The organism is Parabacteroides sp. KHUB-01 (genome assembly GCF_056640935.1).
This window is the reverse complement of the sequence record NZ_CM153256.1, coordinates 1247910-1264136: the sequence shown is the minus strand read 5'-3', so window position 1 is coordinate 1264136 and position 16227 is coordinate 1247910. Positions and strand designations below refer to the sequence as shown.

Genomic DNA, 16227 nt, shown 5'->3' with positions numbered 1-16227 from the left:
GCGTAAAAAGCAAAAGACAGATGCGAATGTCACATCTGTCATTATTGTTGTCGCACATGTCTTTCTTGAAAGAAAGCCTATGGCTGGTTTATTTCAGAATGATTTTCTCCTTTGCTGGATGACATAAGGAGAATGTACTTTTGCCGTCTTTGTTTGTATAGCAGAAGTCGCATGAATTTATAATATCCATGCCAATCACCACATCATAGTCTGAATTGTCGTTAAGCAGAGCCTGAACATTCAACTCTGCTGTTCCTGTTGGAAGGATAACATGAACAAGGTAAGTCCAGGATTCGACATCACCTCCTGCACTCGAAATAAGAGCCTTGTTCTTCGGTTGTAACCCTAAAGCATTTACAACTTCCTGTGAAATCAATGTATTGGTCGCTCCTGTGTCCCACAATACATTTTCAACTTGGCAATGAACAGGAACAGCCACGTTTGCCGACAAATCTACGGCTGGACAGATAATGACGTTTGTAAGAATAGCCTCTGGCTGGGATTCGTATTCTTTTGTATATACAGCCATTCCTACCTCAACTCAATTTTTCCCGTATATGAAGTTTGTTGAGGAACAGGCTCGTCAGTGATAAGGCGAACCAAACGGACATAACCTGTCCGTGCAGCTCTATTTCCGTTAATGACGGGAGCCTGAACTGCGGTTGCAAAATCTATTGTCTTGTTCTTTATAACTTTCATATACCTACAATTTAAAAAATGTCCCGCTGGGTACGCTGTTCTTATGGGAAGCGAGCGGGATTTGTCAATGCAAAGGTAGGCATTCAATTCCAAAAAACCAAACAATTGGAAGAAAAACTAATCTAACTACCCTAAATTTAACATTTTATCAGGAAAACTACTAAACAATGAATACGTCTTTCAAACGCTATTCTATTGCCGCCGAATTATTAACCTGCATTGTCTATCAGCAATATATGCCGACTGAGATACAACTGAGGTACAAGACATCCATTTTCGCCCAATGTTGAAGCCACCAAGAAGGCTCTCTCATCCCTCTTTTTCTTTTTCGATTGTCACACTCTTTATGGCTGATGGAGGTGGGACTTATTATCAAAAATGCGCTCTTTGGATAGCAATCAGCCAAAATTACCCAAAATATTTTCATAAATAATCTTAAAACCACTTTTTACCCCTGTCATAGTTTTTTCTCTTTGCCGAGTGCTTTGAACTATAGATTTTCGCCTGTTCAAAATTTGTACCGTTTTGAATTTGTTGTTTTCAAGAGAGTGCTGTAGCTCAGCGTGTTAGGAGATATAAAAAGGCTTCCACATGAACAGCGTGGTGCGTCAGTTGTGGGAGCAGAACACCGACATCGTCATGGTCGATACGGGTAACTCGTATGAGGGACTCTGCGAGTATGTGGGCGGCAAGTACATCGCCTATACGGAGGACAAGCCCATCACCATGAACCCCTTCAACATCAGCAAGCGGGAGCTGAACATTGAGAAGATAGACTTCCTGAAGAACCTGATACTGCTGATATGGAAAGGCTCGGAGACGCAGATACCCGAACTGGAGTTCCGTGTCGTGGAGCAGTTGGTGACGGAGTATTACGATTTCTATTTCAACGGTGTGCAGCCCTATCCTTCCTCACAGAAGGAGACACTGAGAAAAAACCTCTCCACCATGGAGAAGCGGCGCGGCACGGAGCTGACGCAGATACACGACAAGGTGGAGAAACTCATCAAGGGACTGGAGGAACGGCGCATGGCATTGAGCGTGAAGACCCTCTCCTTCGACTCATTCTATGAGTTCGCCTGTGAGCGTCTCGACCAGATCTGCATCGAGAACAACATCACCACCATCGACTGCGACAACTTCGCCTATATGCTCCAAAACTTCTACCGTGGCGGCAAGTACGACAAGATTCTCAACGAGAACGTGGATAGCACCTTGTTCGACGAGACCTTCATCGTCTTCGAGGTGGATGCCATCAAGGAGAACAAGCAGCTCTTCCCCATCGTGACGCTCATCATCATGGACGTGTTCCTGCAGAAGATGCGCCTGAAGAAGAACCGCAAGTGCCTTGTCATCGAGGAGGCATGGAAAGCCATCGCCTCGCCGCTGATGGCCGAGTACATCAAGTACCTATACAAGACAGCCCGAAAGTTCTGGGCGAGCGTGGGCGTAGTGACACAGGAGATACAGGACATCATCGGCAGTCCCATCGTGAAGGAAGCCATCATCAACAACTCCGACGTGGTGATGCTGCTCGACCAAAGCAAATTTCGTGAGCGATTCGACGAGATCAAGGCGATATTAGGATTGACGGATGTGGATTGCAAGAAGATATTCACTGTCAACCGCTTGGATAACAAGGAGGGAAGAAGTTTCTTCCGTGAGGTGTTTATCCGACGTGGATCGACGAGCGGAGTGTATGGTGTGGAGGAGCCGCACGAGTGCTATATGACCTACACCACCGAGCGAGCTGAGAAGGAGGCATTGAAACTCTATAAGCATGAACTGAAGTGCAGACATCAGGAGGCTATCGAGCGGTATTGCAGAGATTGGGATGCCAGTGGCATCGGGAAGTCGTTGGCATTTGCGCAGAAGGTCAATGAGGCGGGGCATGTGCTCAATTTGACGGACGATGGAGCCACTCGCCGCTGACACGGCGAGCACGGGGGCTGATTGATGGAAACGGAAATCCCGGAATAGACGTAAAGCCCAGATGCCCGAAAGCAAAACTTTCGGGAACGGTGGCTGGGTAGTATTTACGATTAGTAGTAAATACGATTAGTAGTGAATACTACCAATAGTAAATACTACAAGTAGTAAAGTAGTGGAATAGTAGAAACTGAAAGTAGTAAAAACGTAAAGTAGTGAAGCAATGAGACGTTTATACCTTATTATAATATATATGTGTCTTACACTTGTCGTGGGAAGGGTTCATGCGCAGTATTACAGCGTGAACTACGACAAGCAGATCGTTGCCGCCATGGCTGCCGCATTCGGTGCTGGAGCTATGGCAGAGAGCTATTATAACGAGCAGGTGGGCGAAATCTTGAAGCACTACAATGCCGCAGAGGTTGCCACTGCCGGCATCTTCGCTGCCAAGTTCTTGGAGCGCAAGGCATTCACCGACCTCGGCATTTGGAGCAGTAGCACGGAGAACTACTATTACCGCCGCATCCACAATATGGTGGCGAACAAGATTATGCCCAAGATATGGACGGTGGCAGGAATGATGCTGAAAAGTCCGCAGACCGCCCTCTACTGGGGCAGTTACCTGATGAAGATATGCGCCGACACAAAGTCGCTGTGTATGCAGTTTGAGAGTGTCGTGACCAACAGTAGCTTGACCTTTGCCGACATTCAGTTCTTGGAAATCAACCAAGAGATAGCCGCCATCCTCAAACTCTCGGAGATAGGCAATGTAGATTGGCAGCAGCTGTTGGATGACATCGCCAGTGTGCCCGGCAACTTCACCGTGGAGAACCTCACCGCCGACATCGAGACGCTTTACAATATGGGAGCATCGTTGGCGACGGCAGGTATCAACGGGGCATCAGGCGCACTCTTGCAGCAGAGTGCCTTCAACGACCTTTTCAATGGCAAGGTGAGTAAAATCATCGACATCTATGACAACTACCATGACCTCTATGAACAGGCAGAGAACGGCATCGGCAGCACACTCCTTAGTCTGGTGGGTGGCGAGGACAACGTGGCAGCCCTCTTCGACCTCTCCAACTACAACATCACCTCGTGGATGACAGACTATCTGAGCGAGACGCAGGGCAACTACTATACACAGCGTTGGTACATTGCCCGACGAGACCAAGGCAGCGTAAGCCTCTGTGACTACTATCCGCCGACCGATGACAACAGTATTCTGAACGGTGACCATTGGTATCGTATCAACACCTCCGACCCCAACTTCTACCCTAACAGCACGCAGCGAGAGCAGATACTGGCCAACTCGGAGAACCATGCCGGATGGAGCCGCAGCCGTGTGCAGCAGCTCAACGCCCAGAGCGACGGCTTCACCTATACGATGAACTATTGGATGTCGTCGTACATCATCAGCCGTGGCGGCAAGCAGACCAAGAAGGCCTACGCCTACGAGATACACGTTACCAAGAGCTGGAACAACGTGGAAGAGGTGTATGAGGATGTCTTCGACTCCTACAGCATGGACTTGAATACCTTCAAGCGTCAGTTGCAGGCACGTCTCTCGGAGTATAACGACAACGAGGAGGGCTATGTCTATTACATCGGCAGTGACGCACGCCGTTACTATCAAGCCACCGATGCCGCCAAACTGAAGGGCGTGGAGAGCGTGACCATCAGCGTCACCTGTTCGGACGGTGTCACCCTCGGACAGGGCAGCACGCAGTACAAGTGCCGTGAGTGCGGCGGTTCGCTCAATGCCCACAGCAAGGAATGCGCCATGAGGACAAGCGTATCAGAAAATAATCTCGACCTATCGGAACTGGACGAGAAGGAACGTGAGGCGAATAGCAAGATAGCCCTGTTGGAGGCGCAGATAAGCCAGTTGGAGACAGAGAACAGGAACCTGCTCACGCAGATAGCCAATGCCTCTGTGGAGGAAGCCCCTGCCTTGCGGCAGCAACATAATGTCAACAAGACGAAGATAGACAACCTGAAGAAGGAATTGGCGACATGGCAGCAGCAGTTGGCAGACATACAGAATGCCAAGAGCGAGGCGGCTAACGACAATGCCACCTCCACCGATGACTACTACCGCATCCCTGCCATCATGCAGGATGTGAAGTCAGCCTACAATCTCACGTGGCAAGGTGCCGGTTCGTGGAACGGCTACACCTACGTCCGAACTGCCACCATGCCCAACATCAACGGCATTATCACCTTCAAGGCGACACTGTCCATTGCAAGGAAGCCCAAGTACTTCCTTGGCATCAAGATACACCGTGCGATACTGCAAATATCGTGGGAGCTGACCTCGGAATACACCGACACACAGGTGGTGGATGTGCTGACCCTTGACCCGAATGCCTCTGACGAGGAGAAGACGAGGCAGGTGAACAGCCGTATCTCGGAGATAGCCCAGGAGTTCCCGTCGTGCAGCATCACCACAGAATATGCCAAGAGCGAGGCAACCCAGACCGCCGACAATGACGATGTAATACACCTGCTCTGGTCGAGCGACCGTCTGGAGATAGCCCGTGAAGTAGATAGCCGTATCACCAAGATTTACGCCGACTTGGTATCATTAGAAAAAATGATGCACTACAAGCGCAGCATCATTGACGTGCTGAAGGACATTCTTCCTTCAATCGACGCAGACCAAGGTCGCAGAAGGACACTCATTGAAGAGTGCTACGAGCGATGGAGAGAGAATGCAGACCCTAACAGAGGGAATGGTGAAGATAACGAGAACGAAAACTGAGGGAGGAACGGAGAATGAGACATACCATCATCATAGCTCTCCTGCTGATTACCCTCTTCCCCAATACAGCCTTGGCGCAATGGGGATTCGATGCGGTATCGGTGGAAGCATACATCAACGACCACAAGAAGCAGCGCAGCCTCTTGCTGGCACGCAGCACTTTGGAGTACAGCAATCAACTGCTGCATGAATACAGCAGTGAAGAGGTGGGCAAATACAAGGAACTGAATGTGGATTTGGACAAATACACCCGGGCCTTCGACATCATCGATGTGATGTACCAGTCGTTGCGCACGGTGCTGAACGTGAAGAGCACCTACCAGACGGTGAGCGACCGCATCAGTGACTACAAGAACCTGTTGGAGGACTTCAATGATAAGGTCATCAAGCGGAAACACATCGAACTGGCTGACACGATGCTCATCAGCATCAACAAGAAAGCCATCGACAACATATACAACGAAGGAAGCCAACTCTACCATAGCGTCAACGACCTCGTGTTGTATGCCACAGGAGCGGCAGCCTGTTCAACTTCCGACCTGCTGATGGTGTTGGACAATATCAACAATTCGTTGGACCTGATAGAAAAACATCTGAACCAAGCCTACTTCCAGACATGGCGGTATGTGCAGCTGCGCATGGGCTATTGGAAGGAGAAGGTGTATCGGACGAGGACGAAGGAAGAGATACTGGAAGATGCCTTCAGCCGATGGAAAGTGGCAGGAAAACTTGACTATTGACGGATTGTAAACAAAAGAAGAACGGACATGAAGAAGACAATGATACTCATCATGGCGGTAGCAACCACCATCAAAGCCACAGCCCAGAGCGTGACCTACAACCACGACTCCTCCAAGCAGAACCAGATAACGGTGATGGAGACAGGTGGCGGTTCTCTCACCCCTGAGTTCTATTATTGGCTGTTACATAACAACTATAAGAAGACAGCGGCAGAGAAGAACAAGTTAGGTTTCCGCACTCTTGCCGGCATCAACCTCTACAACCAAGTAGATGATGCGGAGAAGATAGACTCTGCCCTCACCAAGCGTGCTGAGGTGGAAGCCTTGAACGTAGCCGACCGACAGATAGACCTCGCCTGGCTTGCCGAAAGCAGCAAGATCAACGGTCAGTTGGACAAGATGAAGGCGAACATAGACCATATCATCCCTACAGGAGGCACCATCAACGACAAGCGTCGGTGGGAGGAACTGTACAATATGTACCAGTGTGCCGTGAAAGCCACCAAGGATGCCTATATGCCCAATGCACAGAGAAAGCGGCAGTATCTTAGCATCTATGCCGACCTGACGACACAGAACGAGACACTACTGAAATACCTTGTGCAGCTCAACACCCAAAGCCAGACTACCGCCCTCTTGGCAGCCACCAACGACCGTGTAGTACATAAAGGCAGCATCATCAGCGATGCCAAGAGCCGTTGGCAGGAAAACATGAAGGGCGTGAGGAGCTCGACAGGCACTGACGGCGATGATGCCAACAGCGGTGAGGGTGGAAAATATAAAGTCACTTGACCCACTATTATAAAAATCACCTGACCCACCTTTATAACCGAAACTGACCCACTTAGATTATAATAAAAATTGACCCTATAGAATTACCACATTTCAGTCTTGTTTTTGTACTTTAAAAAGCATTTTAACCCGGTATCATTAACCGAATAAAAATTTTAAAGAATGAAAATAAGAATCAAGCACATACTGCGGTGCTACCAGTCAGGAATGAGTATCCGTAGTATCAGTTCTTCTCTTCTGATTTCACGTAATACAGTAAACGGTATATCCGAATATACGAGGATATGGGTATAGAGCTGGAACGCCTGTTGAAAATGGACGAGCATCATCTGCATGAACTTTTCGGTACGGAGACTGACAACGAATCAACAGGATCTGCAGAGTATAAGTATCTTCAAGAACATATACCTGAGTACATTAAACGACTTAAATCCCGTGGAACAACAAGAAGGTCCTTGTATGAGGAGTATCTGAGAAACCGTCCCCAAGGTTACAGTTATTGTTCATTCTGCCTGTATCTCAGACGTGAAAGGGAGGTAAAAATACCGGTTGGACGCATAGATCATATAGCTGGTGATCAGATGTATGTGGATTTTGCCGGTGACAAACTTTATATTTCAGACAGGAATACGGGTGATAAGGTTCCCGTAGAAGTCTTTGCTGCGATACTTCCATGCAGTCAGATTACTTATTACGAGGCTGTACCATCGCAAAAGAAAGAATATCTTATCCAGGCATGTGAAAATGCTTTCCATTATTTTGGAGGTGTACCAAATGCCATAGTTCCCGACAACCTCAAATCTGCCGTAACAAGGCCCGGTGGAATAGAGCCTGTAATAAATGATGACTTTGCGGCATTTGCAGACCATTATGGTTGTGTTGTCTTTCCGGCAAGAGTGCGCAAACCCAAAGACAAGGCTTTGGTTGAAAATGCTGTAAGACTGCTTTACAGGGAGGTATATTCAAAGATGACAGGATTGAAATTCAATGATATTGAAGCCTTGAACATAGAAATAATGAAACATACTGACGCATTGAACAGCCGAAAGATGTACAACCGCAGCTACAGCCGTAGGGAGCGTTTCCTCGAGGTCGAGAAAGACAGGCTACATATATTGCCGGCAACAAGATTTATATCAAAAAACCGGAAAACGGCAACTGTCATGAAAAACAGTTATGTATCGCTTAACAATCACTATTACAGTGTTCCTAAAGAGTATATAGGCGATGCTGTAGAATTACTGTATGATGGGGACACAGTGAAGATATATCATAAATTCAGACACATAACGACACATCGCAGGGATGATACACCTTTCACTTATTCAGAAAAACCTTCCCATAAACTTCCCGGAGTACTACATGAATACAGAATCAGAATGGATGATATATACCGCAAGGCACGTGAAATAGACCCGGTAGTGGAAGAGTATATAAAGTTGGTGGCTGTTGCCAAAAAATATCCTGTTCAGGCTATACGTTCAGCTGATGGTATATTATGTCTTGTGGAATGTTTCGGACACGACAGAGTGGTTCTTGCATGCCAGATAGCAATGGAATCCTGCATGTTCGGGTTCAACGAACTTGAAAGCCTTCTGGTAAACAGGGAAGATGAAAAGTATCATATACAAATGGAGGGGCTTGCTCCTGAACTTACCCCTAAACACAGAAATCTCAGAGGTAAGGATTATTTTAACTCTAAAAATATGGATAAAAATGACAAGTAATAATAAAACAAACAGAACTGTCGGAAAAAATATGGACAGAATAATGGAGTTACTCTCCAAATTACGTTTTTACGGTATGCTTGAAACATACAGGAATGACTGCAGGACAACATCCTCTGATGGTATGACAAACGATGAGTTCCTGAAATGGCTTCTTGAAAGCGAGTATGATTACAGACGCAATGTAAGCATTGAGCGACTGATAAGATCTGCAAACTTCAGATATAAGGCATATATGGAAAAAATAGACTATACAATAAAACGGAACCTTGACCGGAACCAGCTCGAGAGACTTGCTTCTCTTGATTTTATAAGAGACGGACAGAATATTTTTATCACAGGAAGCTCCGGAACAGGTAAAAGCTATATAGCTTCAGCAATAGGATATGAAGCATGCAAAAATGGAGTCAGAACTTTATACTCCAATGCGTCAAAGCTTATGGGACAGCTTAAAATGGCCAAAAACAAGGGAACTATAGAATCTGAGATGAAAAAAATTGAAAAGTGTTCACTGCTTATTTTAGACGATCTCTTTCTTATAGGACTGGATGCCAGGGAAAGGTCAATACTTATGGAAATAATAGAAGACAGACACGGAATAAAATCAATCATAATAACATCACAACTTCCAGTTGAAAGCTGGTATGATGCAATTGGAGATCCTACTTTAGCTGATGCAATCCTGGACAGAATTGTACATACGGCACACAAAATTGAACTAACGGGAGATTCTGTAAGAAAGATTAATGCTAAAAAGAAGTAGTATCTGCTATAAAGAATTATAATTGAAACTGACCCGGGTTAAAATGCATTTTTCTCTACTTAATTCTAATATTTTTTTGATGGGTCAATTTAGAGTATAATAGTGGGTCAAGTGACTTTATATTTTCCACCCTTGGCTTCGCCCTTTCATTGGGTGCGCAAGCCAAAGACTATCACCGCACGGCGGACACCACCACCGTTGTATGCAGACTTTCGGCAGACGGTATGCTTCGTCCGCTTAAACCTTCCTACATGAAAGGGGCATTGGTAGCTTCGCCATGGACGGACAACTGGTTTGTCCAAGCGGCAGGAGGAACTACGGTCTTCCTCGGCAAACCGCTCGGATGCAACGACCTATTCGGTCGCATGAAACCGGCATTCTCCGTGTCGATCGGCAAATGGTTCACACCTTCCGTCGGCGGTCGTCTGAACTATGGCGGTATGCAGTTCAACGACTGCAACAACTCCTCGCAGGACTACCAGTACCTGCGTGCTGATTTCATGTGGAATGTCCTCGGCAACCTCTACAAGGACGATGTACACACTCTTGCCAGATGGAGTGTCATTCCATACGTGGGCGTGGGTATGCTGCACAACAAGGTGAATGCCCACAAGCCCTTTGCCATTTCCTACGGCATACAGGGGCAGTATCATCTCTCCCCACGCATTGCTGTTACGGCAGAGATAGGCAACATGACCACCATGCAGGATTTTGACGGCTATGGCAAGGCACACCGCCTTGGCGACCATCTGCTGTCCGCATCCCTCGGCCTCTCTGTCCGCATCGGCAAGACTGGCTGGAAGCGAGTGATAGACGCTCGCCCGTACATCGCACAGAACGAATGGCTTTCGGCATACGCCTCATCCCTTTCTGACAGCAACAGCCGCTATCACGCCCAGCACGATCGAGATTGTCAGACTCTGGAGCAGCTGCGCAAGATTCTTGCCATCGAGGGACTTCTGGACAAGTACGGCCACCTCTTTTCTGACGATGCCGCTTCTTCCGTCACAAATGGCTATCCTCGAAACGACTACAGCGGTCTCAACTCGCTGCGTGCAAGAATGAGAGACAAGTATGGTAATGGTCAAAAGACAAAGGTCATGGAGTCCGCCTCTTGTACAGAAGAATATGGCAATGCTGAAGGTGAGCCGGAAGACGATTACCTATCGCTCATCCACTCAGGAAAGGCTTGCATAGGTGCGCCCATCTATTTCTTCTTTGAACTTGGCACTGACAGGTTGCTCAACAGGTCACAGCTCGTCAATCTCGACGAAGTAGCACGCATCGCCAAGAAATATGGCTTGAAAGTTAAGGTCATCGGCGCTGCCGACAGTGCCACAGGCAGTGAAGCCATCAATGATAACCTCAGCCGTTCCCGTGCCAGATTCATTGCAGAGGAACTGATGAAACGTGGTATGGAAAATGGCACCATCTCTCAGATTTTCGATGGCGGCATTGACGATTACTCGCCCAATGAGGCGAACCGCCATACCAGAATCCTGCTGTATCTATAGCCAGACATACAGCTCCGAACAAGAGCACTAAAACTTTTTTTTCATTGATAAATTTTAGAAAGGGAGGGCTTGTCCGTGATGGATAGGCCCTCCCTTAATCATATATGTATTAACGCATATTCTATGCGCATATCTTTTTTTTATCCGTGTTTCTCAGTACTTGACCAGTCAAGCAGGAAGTCATATATACTCATTATCTGTATGCCGTTTTCGTCGCTCCACTGCTTGGTATGTTCTCCCACGATCAGCAGTTTGCGGAAAGAGTCATCTACAAGACGCAACGACCGTTTCTCCTGTTCCATCTTTTCTGCATCGGGCATACGCCACGCCGACTGGATGTAGATCCGCTCGCTCCCTTTGTTGCAGACAAAATCCACTTACAATGTCACCCTCTGCTGCTTTCCTTCCGTATTCCTCACTCGATGATAGACGTTACCCACATCCACGAGCCATCCTCGCATACGCATCTCATTGTAGATGACGTTCTCCATGATATGTGTCGGCTCGCTCTGACGGAACGACAGAATAGCATTCCTCAGACCTACGTCCTGATAATAATACTTGGACAACGAACCTATGTATTTCCGTCCTTTGATGTCGAACCTTTCGGATTTTTCGATAAGGAAAGCATCCTGCATATATTCCAGATAAGCCGACACTGTCTTGTCGGTTATGCTCTGCACATTGCTTACGGACTTGAACGTATTGGCTATATTCAGTGCATTGACAGGTGCTCCTATACTGGATGCTACGGTCTTCGACAATTCTTCAAATTCAGGTCTCAGTTCTATGTTGTTCCGCTCGTAGATGTCACGTAGATATACCGTGCGATAAAGGCGACGCAGGAAATCAGCCTTCTTCTCATCCCCAACCTGTGTAAGTAGTTGCGGCAAACCTCCGTACAGTCTGTATTCAGCCCAACCGTCTTCTTTCGAACCATCATACACCGTCATGAACTCCTTGAAGGATAGTGGCCACACATGTATCTCGTCACCTCTGCCTCGGAATTCCGTCACCAGGTCAGAGGACAGGAAACGCGAGTTGGAGCCTGTGACATACACATCCGCCCCTTCGGTAACTGACAAGGAAGAGAGCACCTCTACAAAGTCTTCCACCTCCTGCACCTCGTCGATGATGATATAATAAGTCTCATAGTCAATCATCATCTTTTCCACCCAGTCCAACAGGTAGTCCGGGTTCTTGAACTCTCTGTTCTTCCTACTCTCCATGTCGATGACGAGAATATGGTCTTCTCTCACGCCCTCATCCAATAGATGCTGATGAAAGAGTTTCTTCAGAAGGAACGACTTGCCTGAACGTCGCAATCCTGTGATTATCTTTATGAGCCCGTTGTTCTTTGAACGGCTCAACTGTTCTATGTATCTATATCTGTTTACTATCATATTTTACGAAAAACTGTCACTTGTGACACTTTTTCGGAGGCAAAGTTATATATTTTATCCTAAATCAAAGAAAGAAATAAAGAAAAATGCACTAAAAATCAATGATTTTCCTGTTTTGTAGTGTCTATTCCACTTGCCGATGCCCATTTTTCTTTGCAAAGTTACTGCCCGGGCGAATGGTCAAGTACCGCCATGCTAACAGGCAGAGGACTGAACGACAGCTTTCCGCAAATCAAAGATTTGGGTATTTCATTAACTCCTCCGTCTGTTTTCTTGCCTTATCGCCCTCATTCCGCAGTCTTTTGATGCACGAAAAATCAGTTCCCGACAAGAGGAGCCGAAAGGCTTCAAAAGGAGGGAAGAAAAACAAGTTGAACAAATAATTTCTTTGCGTATGGAATTACACAGATTATCAGAAAACGAGCAGGCATTTGTCGAGTGCTTCTCACGGTTCGTAAACGGTCAGATGGGGTCAGCCGCCAAGGTAGGCAATGCCCTTGCAGATGACCATCGCTATCTTATCAACGAAAAGGGCAAGGTGGTGTTTGCCTTCTTGGAACGCCTTGCCAACGACTATCAAAAAGGTCGTTATGACCAGCGTGACGAGTGGGTGTGCCGATTGGCAGCAGAGGCCATCGAACACCTTGTAGAGAACAGAATGTATTACAGAACACTTAACAACGATTGACTATGGCAAGCAGATTGATTACACCCGTATTGGAGGAGATACTGAAATCCTATCCTCTGTATTCACAGGACGGCAAAGGCAAGGATGCCGTTTGTGTGGCAATATTCTTCATCGGACACGTCCGTTGGTTCGTACTTGAAGGACAGCCGGAAGGTAACGACACCACGTTGTTCACCATCGTATGCGGTCTGCATGAAACGGAGTATGGCTATACCTCCGTCAATGAAATGGAGAGCGTAAAGGTGGATGGCTCCAAATATGGAGTGGACGAGATATTTCAAGTGGAGCAGTTGGACGGCTTCAAGCCGGTGAAACTGAAGAGCATTCCAGACGAGGATTTACAAGCATTCCTTCATAATATGGAATGACCCCAAATTAAATCAGCCGCAGGGACATTACTCCTTGCGGCTGACTATTGTTAGTACCTACTATGAGTAGTAAAGCCTACGATTAGTATATACTACGATACTACTCTCATCTTCGGAAAGCGGACTTGGCAACGTGCTCCTCTTGTACCTCTTCCTTCTGGTACTCCTCCATGTCAAGCAGTTGCTCATACGCAGAGCTGATGTTTGCGTCCATAGAATGGTTGTGGCTGAAAGGGAAGGTATGCTTCACAGAGAGTCCTGCATTGGTCACAGTCCCCACATCCAGGCTATCCTTATCCTTGTTATATTGCAGGTTCAGCAAACCACCATTCGGCATTTGGAATATCGGCATTTTTCGCTGCGCCAATTCCGAAAACTCTTCGGCGGTCATCTCCCTCGCCACAGCCTTCACGTCCTCACTGGCACGTCCTATGCCATAGCGAGTGATATGGTCACGCACTTCTTGCTCCGTATGCTTCAGGAACACCTCATACGTACCGCCGACACTCCCGTTATAGACCACTGCAAAGTCCTTGTCCTCTATTAGCAGGTCATCGCCTCTGTTCTGGCACGGCTTCCTGTAGGTCTGCTCCTCGTCCATGCCGTTCCCGTCATAGTATTCCTTGGCAAGCGTCAGCAGTCCTTGATAGTCACCTTTCTCCTTTAGCTTATCCAGTTCCGATGTGTCATCCGTTGATTGGAGATAGGCGATGGAGGCATAATAGACGTTTTCTTTCGATTGTGAAGGCTCTGTCAGGCTTTTGTACTGGGCAAAAGCCTCCTGATAATTGGTGTCAAGGTCTTTGCCGTGGTCGTAAGGAACAGAGAGTTTCACTTCCAGACCGTTACTCGTCGGCACAGCAATCTTTACAGAGTCCTCCTTCTCATGATGCTGGATATATACAGCAGAACCATTATATGCCAAGACTGCATGGTCGCCGTCATCTATGGATAGATAACTTTTCCCTTGCCCGTTTTCCTGCTCAGCCTTTTTCTCCTGGTCTATCTCCATAGCAATCTTGTCGATATGCTGCGTGAGCATTGAGGTAGCTTTTTTCACATCGAGTAGCGTGGTCTTGATGAACTGCGGCGACTCCTTCAGCGAATCCAGCCAAGACTTCAAATAGGCAGCCGAATCTCCTTTCAGATGCTTTGTCATGCCATACCGCTGAGCGGTCAGCGCAGCCGTCAGTTCTGCCACCAGTTCCTCGCGTGCATACTCTGCCGAGCCGAAGGTAGCGGGCTTGATGCGGTCTAACTGTCCCTCCGCACCCGTGGAGTGTCCCATCTCGTGGAAAAGGTTCGAGTAGAAAGACTCCCCATCCTTGAACTGCCTTTTCTCAGGCATCACAATCTCATTCTTGCTGATGGAGAAATAGGCGGAATCACCGAACATCGGTTTGATGGGACATATCCAACGGTTGTCCGCTATCATCCTATCCACGGGTTCAAAGGCAAACTGCTCGTCCTTCTCTACCTTGGGCATCGAGTATTCCTGTTCCAGTTTCTCCCAAAACTCTGGTCTGACCTCCTTCAGGTTGGTCTGCGCCACATTGAAGACATGGTAAGTCTGAAGCTTTGGATATACATTGTACTTTTCGCGCTCTTCCTGAGAGAGCAGTTTGTAGTCCTCCCACTTGATGTGTTCCTTTGTTTCCTTATTGACCACCGTAAACGTGGTGAGCATCACGGGGAAAGAATGCTCACCTTTCAGTACTGACACACGGGGCTTCTGTTCCTCGTCTTTCTTGCCAGTTTTGTTAAACTGCTGTATGCGGTCGAAGGTACAGAAGCGAGGAATCTTGTAACCCTCCTTCTCGCAATGCAGGAGCAACATCATAGCGTTCATGCCATTATATTCTCGTCCGTTCAGGTTTTTCGGCCATTGCAACGCACCTTCAGTAAACCAGGGCTTTTTCCATCCGTCTTTGCCCGACAGCGACTGAATACGCTCAATCATCATATCGGCAAACAGGTCGAGTGCCTTGTCTTCGGCACTCGGACCTTCCTTAGCATAAGGCTTTCCCATAGTCAATTAACCATTATAGGGCTGCGGAACATATTCGCTCATTTCAGACACTCGGCAGGAGAAGTCCAGTTTGTCATTGAAGACACTGACAGACAATGCCCCTTTGATGTTCGCTTTCACGCCTGGTTGCAGCCATGCCTCGCATTTGCCATCGAATAGGAAGAAACTTACCCAGATGTATTCAAATCCGTCCTGTACTTTCTCTGCGCTGAAAGCGGAGAACTGGCAGTACGGCACACCATTCTTGTCCGTCTTGTCCTCAATGCTCTTGCCCACCTTGCCGCGGAACTCCATCACGCCCTTGATGCAGTCCTCTGCCTCGTCAGGCTGGTGGCTGATGCTGCTTGCCGACAGGTTGAAATAAAGGACATCGCCCCATTTTCTTGGTACCAATACACCGGCTACCTCAATGCGTTCGCCGATGTTGCAGCTGCCCACCTCCGTCAGTGTCCCATCTTTGATGACCGACACCTCGATGGTCTTGTTAATCCCGCTCTTCGCTGGAATGACTACGTTCATGGCAAAGCTCACGAATGCCTTGCCCTCCTTGTTCGTGCGGCAGGTCGCAGCCTTGCTGACCGTTCCGCACACTGTTACATTACATTTGATCATTGCTCGATACTATTTGAATTATACATATCCATCGTCCAAGTGAAATGTCTTAGCAATGACAATAATCTCTTTTCAATCATCATATACTAGCGCACGTATCAGTTCATAGACTATCCACGCTGCTATGATAAGTTGGAAGCCGAGATAGATGATGGCCACGGTCTGACCGAAAAGCCATTGGGTAAGCATGAAGTGTCCT

13 protein-coding genes and 2 pseudogenes are annotated in these 16227 nt (G+C 47.4%); 10 read left to right on the top strand and 5 right to left on the bottom strand.

The features are described 5' to 3' along the window. Window positions 1-88 precede the first annotated feature (88 nt). Window positions 89-529: a retropepsin-like aspartic protease gene (locus tag ACYIAR_RS05705; protein WP_048316574.1), complete on the bottom strand. Its 441-nt coding sequence runs from the start codon at window positions 527-529 to the stop codon at window positions 89-91. Between the two features lie 2 nt (window positions 530-531). Then, on the bottom strand, window positions 532-699 hold the full coding sequence (locus tag ACYIAR_RS05700) for a hypothetical protein (RefSeq protein WP_153877556.1): 168 nt from the start codon (window positions 697-699) through the stop codon (window positions 532-534). Window positions 700-1278: 579 nt separating this feature from the next. On the opposite strand from ACYIAR_RS05700, the pseudogene ACYIAR_RS05695 reads away from it, so the two are divergent. From ACYIAR_RS05695 to ACYIAR_RS05660, 8 genes and pseudogenes are all read left to right on the top strand, one after another. Further along, window positions 1279-2631 (top strand): annotated as a pseudogene (locus ACYIAR_RS05695) (TraG family conjugative transposon ATPase); the annotation flags it as partial. Between the two features lie 220 nt (window positions 2632-2851). Then, window positions 2852-5392 (top strand): hypothetical protein, encoded by a 2541-nt coding sequence (locus tag ACYIAR_RS05690; protein WP_005816117.1) that lies wholly within the window; start codon window positions 2852-2854, stop codon window positions 5390-5392. Window positions 5393-5406: 14 nt separating this feature from the next. Beyond that, entirely contained in the window at window positions 5407-6132 is a 726-nt protein-coding gene (locus ACYIAR_RS05685; RefSeq protein ID WP_005816118.1) for a hypothetical protein, read from the top strand. Window positions 6133-6159: 27 nt separating this feature from the next. After that, complete coding sequence (locus ACYIAR_RS05680; RefSeq protein WP_480332674.1) at window positions 6160-6924, top strand: DUF5045 domain-containing protein; 765 nt, start codon at window positions 6160-6162, stop codon at window positions 6922-6924. Window positions 6925-7086: 162 nt separating this feature from the next. Beyond that, window positions 7087-7218, top strand: coding sequence for a hypothetical protein (locus ACYIAR_RS05675; protein ID WP_480331704.1), 132 nt, complete (start codon window positions 7087-7089; stop codon window positions 7216-7218). Continuing rightward, the gene (gene istA, locus ACYIAR_RS05670; RefSeq protein ID WP_480331766.1) at window positions 7209-8651 is read left to right on the top strand and encodes an IS21 family transposase; all 1443 of its coding nucleotides are present in this window, start codon (window positions 7209-7211) and stop codon (window positions 8649-8651) included. Before ACYIAR_RS05675 ends, istA begins: the two co-directional genes overlap by 10 nt. Continuing rightward, window positions 8641-9414, top strand: coding sequence for an IS21-like element helper ATPase IstB (gene istB / locus ACYIAR_RS05665; RefSeq protein ID WP_480331376.1), 774 nt, complete (start codon window positions 8641-8643; stop codon window positions 9412-9414). Before istA ends, istB begins: the two co-directional genes overlap by 11 nt. Before the next feature lie 251 nt (window positions 9415-9665). Further along, window positions 9666-10928 (top strand): OmpA family protein, encoded by a 1263-nt coding sequence (locus tag ACYIAR_RS05660; RefSeq protein WP_480332672.1) that lies wholly within the window; start codon window positions 9666-9668, stop codon window positions 10926-10928. Between the two features lie 140 nt (window positions 10929-11068). Here ACYIAR_RS05660 and ACYIAR_RS05655 read toward each other — a convergent pair. Beyond that, window positions 11069-12331: pseudogene (locus tag ACYIAR_RS05655) on the bottom strand (ATP-binding protein). A gap of 394 nt (window positions 12332-12725) precedes the next feature. Between ACYIAR_RS05655 and ACYIAR_RS05650 the strand changes: the two are divergent. Continuing rightward, window positions 12726-13019, top strand: a complete 294-nt coding sequence (locus ACYIAR_RS05650; RefSeq protein WP_005816271.1) for a hypothetical protein — start codon at window positions 12726-12728, stop codon at window positions 13017-13019. Between the two features lie 2 nt (window positions 13020-13021). After that, on the top strand, window positions 13022-13387 hold the full coding sequence (locus ACYIAR_RS05645) for a DUF2958 domain-containing protein (protein WP_005816269.1): 366 nt from the start codon (window positions 13022-13024) through the stop codon (window positions 13385-13387). A gap of 106 nt (window positions 13388-13493) precedes the next feature. Here ACYIAR_RS05645 and ACYIAR_RS05640 read toward each other — a convergent pair whose 3' ends face one another. Together ACYIAR_RS05640 and ACYIAR_RS05635 are read right to left on the bottom strand one after the other, a co-directional pair. Beyond that, window positions 13494-15416 carry a zincin-like metallopeptidase domain-containing protein gene (locus ACYIAR_RS05640; RefSeq protein WP_005816267.1) on the bottom strand — a complete coding sequence of 641 codons (1923 nt, stop codon included), beginning with the start codon at window positions 15414-15416 and terminating at the stop codon, window positions 13494-13496. Between the two features lie 6 nt (window positions 15417-15422). Further along, window positions 15423-16028, bottom strand: a complete 606-nt coding sequence (locus ACYIAR_RS05635) for a hypothetical protein (protein ID WP_005816265.1) — start codon at window positions 16026-16028, stop codon at window positions 15423-15425. Window positions 16029-16227 lie beyond the last annotated feature (199 nt).